The sequence below is a fragment of the Promicromonospora sp. NPDC023987 genome (assembly GCF_040639055.1).
Taxonomy (GTDB): Bacteria; Actinomycetota; Actinomycetes; order Actinomycetales; family Cellulomonadaceae; genus Promicromonospora.
In genome coordinates this window covers 1-7,762 of the sequence record NZ_JBEZZF010000122.1, presented here as the reverse complement: position 1 = coordinate 7,762, position 7,762 = coordinate 1, and the positions used below count along the sequence as shown (strand labels likewise).

4 protein-coding genes, 2 tRNA genes and 1 rRNA gene are annotated in these 7,762 nt (G+C 66.4%); 1 reads left to right on the top strand and 6 read right to left on the bottom strand.

What is annotated here, in order from left to right; all coding sequences use genetic code 11:
- Window positions 1-23 precede the first annotated feature (23 nt).
- The 6 genes from AB0F40_RS26870 to AB0F40_RS26845 all read right to left on the bottom strand — a co-directional run bounded on the left by AB0F40_RS26870 (window position 24) and on the right by AB0F40_RS26845 (window position 5,570).
- Window positions 24-1,546: ribosomal RNA gene (locus AB0F40_RS26870) — 16S ribosomal RNA — on the bottom strand.
- 773 nt (window positions 1,547-2,319) lie between these two features.
- Window positions 2,320-2,952, bottom strand: coding sequence for a 3-oxoacid CoA-transferase subunit B (locus AB0F40_RS26865; RefSeq protein ID WP_357475256.1), 633 nt, complete (start codon window positions 2,950-2,952; stop codon window positions 2,320-2,322).
- A gap of 56 nt (window positions 2,953-3,008) precedes the next feature.
- Window positions 3,009-3,722 carry a 3-oxoacid CoA-transferase subunit A gene (locus tag AB0F40_RS26860; protein WP_357475254.1) on the bottom strand — a complete coding sequence of 238 codons (714 nt, stop codon included), beginning with the start codon at window positions 3,720-3,722 and terminating at the stop codon, window positions 3,009-3,011.
- A gap of 124 nt (window positions 3,723-3,846) precedes the next feature.
- Window positions 3,847-4,641, bottom strand: coding sequence for an IclR family transcriptional regulator C-terminal domain-containing protein (locus AB0F40_RS26855; protein ID WP_357475252.1), 795 nt, complete (start codon window positions 4,639-4,641; stop codon window positions 3,847-3,849).
- A gap of 557 nt (window positions 4,642-5,198) precedes the next feature.
- Window positions 5,199-5,271: transfer RNA gene (locus tag AB0F40_RS26850), tRNA-Arg, on the bottom strand.
- 207 nt (window positions 5,272-5,478) lie between these two features.
- Window positions 5,479-5,570 (bottom strand) — tRNA-Ser (locus tag AB0F40_RS26845).
- A 240-nt stretch (window positions 5,571-5,810) separates the two neighbouring features.
- Here AB0F40_RS26845 and AB0F40_RS26840 point away from each other — a divergent pair.
- Window positions 5,811-7,523, top strand: coding sequence for a GMC family oxidoreductase (locus AB0F40_RS26840; RefSeq protein ID WP_357475249.1), 1,713 nt, complete (start codon window positions 5,811-5,813; stop codon window positions 7,521-7,523).
- The last annotated feature ends 239 nt before the right edge of the window (window positions 7,524-7,762 follow it).

The window sequence follows — 7,762 nt, the reverse complement described above, 5'->3', positions numbered from 1 at the left end:
CCTGATGGAGATGAGCTCCTTAGAAAGGAGGTGATCCAGCCGCACCTTCCGGTACGGCTACCTTGTTACGACTTAGTCCCAATCGCCAGTCCCACCTTCGACCACTCCCTCCCACAAGGGGTTGGGCCGTGAGCTTCGGGTGTTACCAACTTTCGTGACTTGACGGGCGGTGTGTACAAGGCCCGGGAACGTATTCACCGCAGCGTTGCTGATCTGCGATTACTAGCGACTCCGACTTCACGGGGTCGAGTTGCAGACCCCGATCCGAACTGAGACCGGCTTTTTGGGATTCGCTCCACCTCACGGTATCGCAGCCCTCTGTACCGGCCATTGTAGCATGCGTGAAGCCCAAGACATAAGGGGCATGATGATTTGACGTCATCCCCACCTTCCTCCGAGTTGACCCCGGCAGTCTCCCATGAGTCCCCGGCATAACCCGCTGGCAACATAGGATAAGGGTTGCGCTCGTTGCGGGACTTAACCCAACATCTCACGACACGAGCTGACGACAACCATGCACCACCTGTGTACGAGTGTCCAAAGAGAACCCCATCTCTGGGGCTTTCTCGTACATGTCAAGCCTTGGTAAGGTTCTTCGCGTTGCATCGAATTAATCCGCATGCTCCGCCGCTTGTGCGGGCCCCCGTCAATTCCTTTGAGTTTTAGCCTTGCGGCCGTACTCCCCAGGCGGGGCACTTAATGCGTTAGCTACGGCACAGAACCAGTGGAACTGGCCCCACACCTAGTGCCCAACGTTTACGGCATGGACTACCAGGGTATCTAATCCTGTTCGCTCCCCATGCTTTCGCTCCTCAGCGTCAGTAACTGCCCAGAGACCTGCCTTCGCCATCGGTGTTCCTCCTGATATCTGCGCATTCCACCGCTACACCAGGAATTCCAGTCTCCCCTACAGCACTCTAGTCTGCCCGTACCCGATGCAAGCCCACAGTTGAGCCATGGGATTTCACACCAGACGCGACAGACCGCCTACGAGCTCTTTACGCCCAATAATTCCGGACAACGCTTGCGCCCTACGTATTACCGCGGCTGCTGGCACGTAGTTAGCCGGCGCTTCTTCTGCAGGTACCGTCACTTGCGCTTCTTCCCTGCTGAAAGAGGTTTACAACCCGAAGGCCGTCATCCCTCACGTGGCGTCGCTGCATCAGGCTTTCGCCCATTGTGCAATATTCCCCACTGCTGCCTCCCGTAGGAGTCTGGGCCGTGTCTCAGTCCCAGTGTGGCCGGTCGCCCTCTCAGGCCGGCTACCCGTCGACGCCTTGGTAGGCCATTACCCCACCAACAAGCTGATAGGCCGCGAGCCCATCCCCCACCGAAAAACTTTCCAACACCCACCATGCGGCAAGTGTTCATATCCGGTATTAGACCTCGTTTCCAAGGCTTATCCCGAAGTAGGGGGCAGGTTGCTCACGTGTTACTCACCCGTTCGCCACTGATCCACCCAGCAAGCTGAGCTTCACCGTTCGACTTGCATGTGTTAAGCACGCCACCAGCGTTCGTCCTGAGCCAGGATCAAACTCTCCGTAAAAGAGAAACATCCACACCCACCAAAGAGGCAGGCATGAACAATGATACCGGCCAGACCAAATCTGATGATTTGTGTCCGTCCAAACAACCCCTTCACAAATGCAACCACACCAACCAGGCGGTCAGCACAGCCACACCCGACAAGGGTTAAAACTTTGGCATTGACTATCAAGCACACTGTTGAGTTCTCAAACAACCGACGCACACCGTCAGAGTCATCATCTTTTAGATGCTGACCCCATCCGGGGCAACCTCTTCAACTTACCAGACCGGAACCTGCCCCGCAAACTTGCTGGTCCAGATGGACCGGCATGCTCTACAAGAGAGGATCCACACCCGATATCCCGCAAGGCAGTGTTAACCGCCTGCATCAGAGATGGGATCCAGCCCCGGCGCGGCCACTCGGTCCGTTTCCGGCCCTCGTGTCCGTCGGCCCGTCGGGCTGACATCCAGAACAGTACGTCAGGTGCTGGGGTGCGTCAAAGCCGGGGCCGGTGACGGCGGACACAGAACCGCTGTTCACCGGCTGTTTTTCCAAGAGGACCTCAGGTTCGAGGGGCTCTATGCCCTCTCTGACAGCCTCTGCCGCCCTCTGGAGCCCGTGCTTGGGCGTGAGCAGACCAAGAACTCTCCCCGCTGGCCATGTCCGCGTAATCTTTGATTCAGATTTCGCCATCGAGCCGAACGGGCACCCACGCCTGTCCGAGCCGGCACGTCGCGACGTCGTCCGGCCGCGGTCGGGCCGGTGGCGGCGGTACTGCCGGGGCGGCGGCACTATCCCGTGACACTGGTCAGACTCAGCCCCAGCATCTCTTCGAGCTCCCCGTGCGAGACGCCGTACGTCTCGACAACGCGGGCTCGGCCGCCCGACGAGGGATCCGGCCCGACATCGAGCACTGCGACGTCGCTGTAGACGCGGGACACGCAGGCGACACCCGTGAGCGGAAGCGAGCACTCGCCCACCAGCTTGGGCCGACCGTCCTTGGTCAGCAGGTTCATCAGGACGACGCTCCGCCTGGCCCCCACGGCGAGGTCCATCGCGCCGCCAACCGCGGGGACCGCACCGGGCTCGCCCGTGGACCAGTTCGCGAGGTCACCGGAGACCGACACCTGGAACGCGCCCAGCACGCAGACGTCGATGTGGCCGCCGCGCATCATCGCGAACGAGTCCGCCTGGTGAAAATAGGAGGCGCCGGCGAGCTCCGTCACGGGGACCTTGCCCGCGTTGATCAGCTCCGGATCCACACGGTCCGCGTGCGGCGCCGGTCCCATGCCCAGCAACCCGTTCTCCGTGTGCAGGGTGATGCCGGAATGCTCCGGCAGGTGTTCGGCCACGAGCGTCGGAAGCCCGATCCCCAGGTTCACGTACGAGCCGGGCCGGATGTCCGCGGCCACGCGAGCGGCCATCTGCGCTGCGGACAACCGCGCGGTACCCCGCGCGCCGCCCGGGACGACCCCCGCGCTCACGTGGTTGCTCCCCGCTCCGAGAGCCGCGCGCCCGCGAGCGTGGTCCCGCCGTCGATCGGCACTACCGCGTCGACGTAGATGCCAGGAGTCACCACAGCCTCGGGGTCGATCGACCCGACCGGCACCACCTCGTTCACCTGGGCCACGGTTCGCCGCGCCGCCGTTGCCATGACCGGCCCGAAGTTCCGGGCCGTCTTCCGGTAGACGAGGTTGCCCGCGCCGTCGGCCCGGAATGCCTTGACCAGGGCCAGGTCAGCGCGGAGCGGGGACTCGAAGACCATCGGGACGCCATCGATCGTCCGGGTCTCCTTTCCCTCGGCCAGCGGCGTGCCGTAGCCCGTCGGCGTGAAGAAACCGCCCAGGCCGGCCCCTGCCGCGCGGATCCGCTCGGCGAGGTTGCCCTGCGGCACCAGCTCGAGCTCGATCCGGCCCGCGCGATAGGCCGCGTCGAAGTGCCAGGAGTCCACCTGGCGTGGAAACGAGCAGACGATGCGGCGGACACGGCCCAACCGGATCAGTCGCGCCAGCGCATCCTCACCGTTACCCGCGTTGTTGGAGACGATGACGAGATCGCCGGCGCCCTGTTCCAGGAGCGCCTCGATGAGCTCGACCGGCTGTCCGGCAGGTCCGAACCCGCCGATCATCACGGTGGAGCCGTCGACCACGTCGCCGACGGCTTCCGCTGCGGTCGACGCGAGCTGGACGGTCACGCGGCGCCCCTGCCGTACTTCAGCGCCTCGCACCGGACGAATGCGTGCTTCATCGGTCTGGACCCCCGCCTGTTCGCAGAGCGCACATGCGTTCTTGCTGCGCACACTCACGCTAACAGTCGCCTCAGGTGCGGGTACGGACCAGGTCAGCCTCGATCTCCCGGGCCGCGCGCAGCAGCGGCGGCAGGAAGCCGGCGACCATCTCCTCGACCGGACCGCGGCGCACCGGAGCGGACACGTTCACCGCGGCGATCACCCGTCCCGCCGCGTCGCACAGCGGCGCGGCGATCGAGCGCAGGCCCTCCTCCAGCTCCTGGTCGACGAGCGCCCAGCCCTGCTCCTTGACCGCATGCAGCTCCGCGCGCAGCAGCCCCTTGTCCGTGATCGTGTGCGCGGTGAGCGGCAGCAGGGTGGCAGCGGCGAGGAAGGCTTCGCGCTCGCCGTCGGACACGTGCGCCAGGACCGCGCGTCCCATCGAGGTGGCGGACGCCGGGAACCTCGTGCCGACCTGGATGGCCGCGGACATGATGCGGCGGGTCGCCACGCGCGCGACGTAAACGATGTCAGCACCGTCGAGCACCGCCACCGACGAAGACTCCCCGACGTCCTCCACGAGCTGTTCCAGGTGAGGCTGCGCCACGTCGGGCAGGGAGAGGCTCGACAGGTAGGCGTACCCGAGCTCGAGCACCTGGGGACGCAGCGCGAACACCCGCCCGTCGGTCACCACGTAGCCGAGCTCCACCAGGGTGTGCAGAAAGCGACGTGCCGACGCCCGGCTCAGCTCGGCCTCGCGAGCGACCTCGCTCAGGGTCATCCGAGCGCGGTCCGTGCCGAACGCCCGGATCACCGCGAGCCCACGCTCGAGGGACTGCACGAACTCCCCCGACCGGGTGCCGGCGTCCTGAACGATCTCGCTCATCTCAGGTCCTCCCTGCCGCGTGCGCGTCCGCTTCGCATCCTCGGCCGGGCATCCGGCCGCTGCAGCTCGCACGCGTGCGACCGGCGGGAGTGCGTCGCCTGGGCGGCACGCCCGTCCGGGGTCCTCCCAGGGCCGACGGCGGAGCGCATCGTTGAGCTCCGACGTCCGGCGCCCTGGTCGCACTCCGAACGGGTGTGCCGCACGTGAACGTAGCGACAGCCCGGAGCCTTGGTCAACAGTCGAGTGGCCCGGGTCACAACCGTGACCCGATCGGGACCTGCGAATGGGACCGGGTCTTGCCATGCTCATGCCACCGCAGCCCCCAGCGGGCAGACGCCTGCACCCTGGCGGGACTGCGTCAAGGTCCTCCTCCAGAATGCGGTTGGGCATGGTTCAGCGCCCTGGAACATGCCCAACCGCATGGTCGAAGCGGACCATCAGCGCCGGCGTCGGGCCCGACCGCCACACGGGCCAAGTGACCCCGGAATCGGTCCCGATACGTCTGAACGACGAAGCCCCGGTCAGCGTCTCCGCTGGCCGGGGCCTCGTTCCTGATGTGCGCCCGGAGGGATTCGAACCCCCAACCTTCTGATCCGTAGTCAGATGCTCTATCCGTTGAGCTACGGGCGCTTGCTGTACTGCAGACTACTGGCCTGCCGTTCGCACGGCCGACCGACGAGAACATTACCGCCTGTTCGACGTGGACCCAAACCCAAATCCAGGTCAGCCGGGGAGAACTCCGTCACAGCCCTCCCACGGGTCGGCCCGTGCGCTGAACCAACGCCGCGAACCTCCCACAGAAAAGGCCCCGGGCGTCACGCGCGGCCGGGACCTTCCTGGCGGAGACGGAGGGATTTGAACCCTCGAACGGGTTGCCCCGTTACCACCTTAGCAGGGTGGCGCACTAGACCTGACTATGCGACGTCTCCTCGCGACCGGCTCTACCCAGGTAGGCCCATGCCGCGCGGCCCAGGCTACCTGCCGTACGGCGCACTGAGCAAAGCGGAGGACCCGTCGGCGGCCCGACCGGCCTCTTATCCGCGCGATCCCGCCGATTTTTCCAACCGGATCCGCCCCTGTGGCAGCCAAGCCGGCGGGCCGGTGGCAGGCCACGACGCGATCGAGGACCCGTATTTCACGCGGCGTCAATAGCGGGTACATTCACGGTCATGGACTACGACGTCTTGGTGATCGGGTCAGGCTTCGGCGGCAGCGTTGCTGCCCTCCGCCTCACCGAAAAGGGCTACCGGGTCGGCGTGCTCGAGGCGGGCCGCAGGTTCGAGGACCACGAGTTCGCCAAGAACTCCTGGCATCTCAAGCAGTTCCTTTGGGCACCCGCCCTTGGCTGCTACGGGATCCAGCGGGTGCGCCTGCTGCGCAACGTCCTGTGCTTGACGGGCGCCGGCGTCGGCGGTGGGTCCCTGGTGTACGCCAACACGCTCTACCGGCCCCTGGACCCGTTCTACGCGGATCGCGCGTGGTCCCACATCACCGACTGGAAGACGGAGCTCGCGCCGTACTACGACCAGGCCGAGCGCATGCTCGGCGTCGTCCAGTACCACGGCCGGTCCCCCGCCGACGAGATAGTCCGAGGCGTCGCCGAGGACATGGGGGTGGGCCACACGTTCCGCCCCACGCGGGTGGGCGTGTACTTCGGGCCGGGCGGAGCCGAGGAGCCGGCGCCCGGCTGCCGCGCCGCCGACCCGTTCTTCGGCGGCGTGGGCCCGGAACGCACCGGCTGCACCGAGTGCGGTGAGTGCATGACCGGATGCCGGCACGGTGCCAAGAACACCCTCGTCAAGAACTATCTCTACCTCGCGGAACGCGCCGGCGCCGAGGTGCACCCGCTCACCACGGCCGACGTCGTGCGCCCGCTGCCCGACGGCGGGTACGAGATCCGTACGCACCGCACCGGCAGGAAGTGGGGCGGCAAGCGGCGCTTCACCGCGCGGCAGGTCGTGTTCGGCGCGGGCACCCTCGGTACGCAGCGCCTGCTGCACGCCATGAAGGACGCCGGCACCCTGCCGCGGCTGTCTGAGCGGCTCGGACACCTCACGCGAACCAACTCGGAGGCGCTGCTCGGTGCGATGACGCACAAGGTCGGCACGACGGACTACTCCCGCGGCGTCGCCATCACCTCGTCGTTCTACCCGAGCGAGAGCACGCACATCGAACCCGTGCGCTACGGCCACGGCTCCAACGTCATGGCCGCGCTCCAGCACATCCTCGTCGACGGCGGACCGTTCCGGTTCGTCCGGTGGTTCGGCGAGATGGGCAAGAACCTCAAGTGGCTGCCCGTGCTGCTCGACTGGCGCCGCTGGTCGGAGCGGACGGTCATCGCCCTGGTCATGCAGGCCCAGGACAACTCGCTGACCACCGTCACCAGGCGTGCGCTCTTCGGCCGGTTCATGACGTCGACGCAGGGCACCGGCGCCCCCAACCCGAGCTGGATCCCCGAGGGCCACGAGGCCGTCCGCCGTATCGCCGACAAGATGGGCGGCGACGACGTCGAAGGCATCCCCGGCGGCACCATCGGTGACCCGTTCAACATCCCGCTGACGGCGCACATCCTCGGCGGGTGCGCCATCGGGTCCGACACCGAGAGCGGCGTCGTAGACCCCTACCTGCGGGTGTTCGGCCACGACGGCCTGCACGTCATGGACGGCGCAGCCGTGACCGCCAACCTCGGTGTCAACCCCTCGCTCACCATCACGGCCCAGGCTGAGCGCGCCTGCGCACTGTGGCCCAACGCGGGCGAGCCGGACATCCGTCCGGTCCTCGGGTCCGCCTACCGTCCCGTGGAGCCGGTACGTCCCGCCGCCCCGGTCGTGCCCGAGGCGGCGCCGGCCGCACTGCGTCTGCCCATCGTCGGGATCAGCTGACCAAGCCCCCTGCTGCCGACATGACGATGGCTGGAGTCCGGGTCGGACTCCAGCCACCGTCACACGGACCGCCAGCGGAGGGCGAGGTGTGCTGGTTCACGACATCGTTGATATCTGGGCGTCAGCATTGCTCGTCCCTCGCTGGGGACTGCCCCAGGAACGGTTGACACGTCTTCTTTGATGAGTCAGGCCGCGAGGGCCAGGGTCTGGTCAGCGTAGACGGTCTCGAACTCGATTGG

Excerpts from the sequence above, each read along its gene's own strand:
- AB0F40_RS26865 (WP_357475256.1), bottom strand. The coding sequence starts at position 2,952 with ATGGCCGCTCGCGTGGCCGCGGACATCCGGCCCGGCTCGTACGTGAAC.
- AB0F40_RS26855 (WP_357475252.1), bottom strand. The coding sequence starts at position 4,641 with ATGAGCGAGATCGTTCAGGACGCCGGCACCCGGTCGGGGGAGTTCGTG.
- AB0F40_RS26840 (WP_357475249.1), top strand. The coding sequence starts at position 5,811 with ATGGACTACGACGTCTTGGTGATCGGGTCAGGCTTCGGCGGCAGCGTT.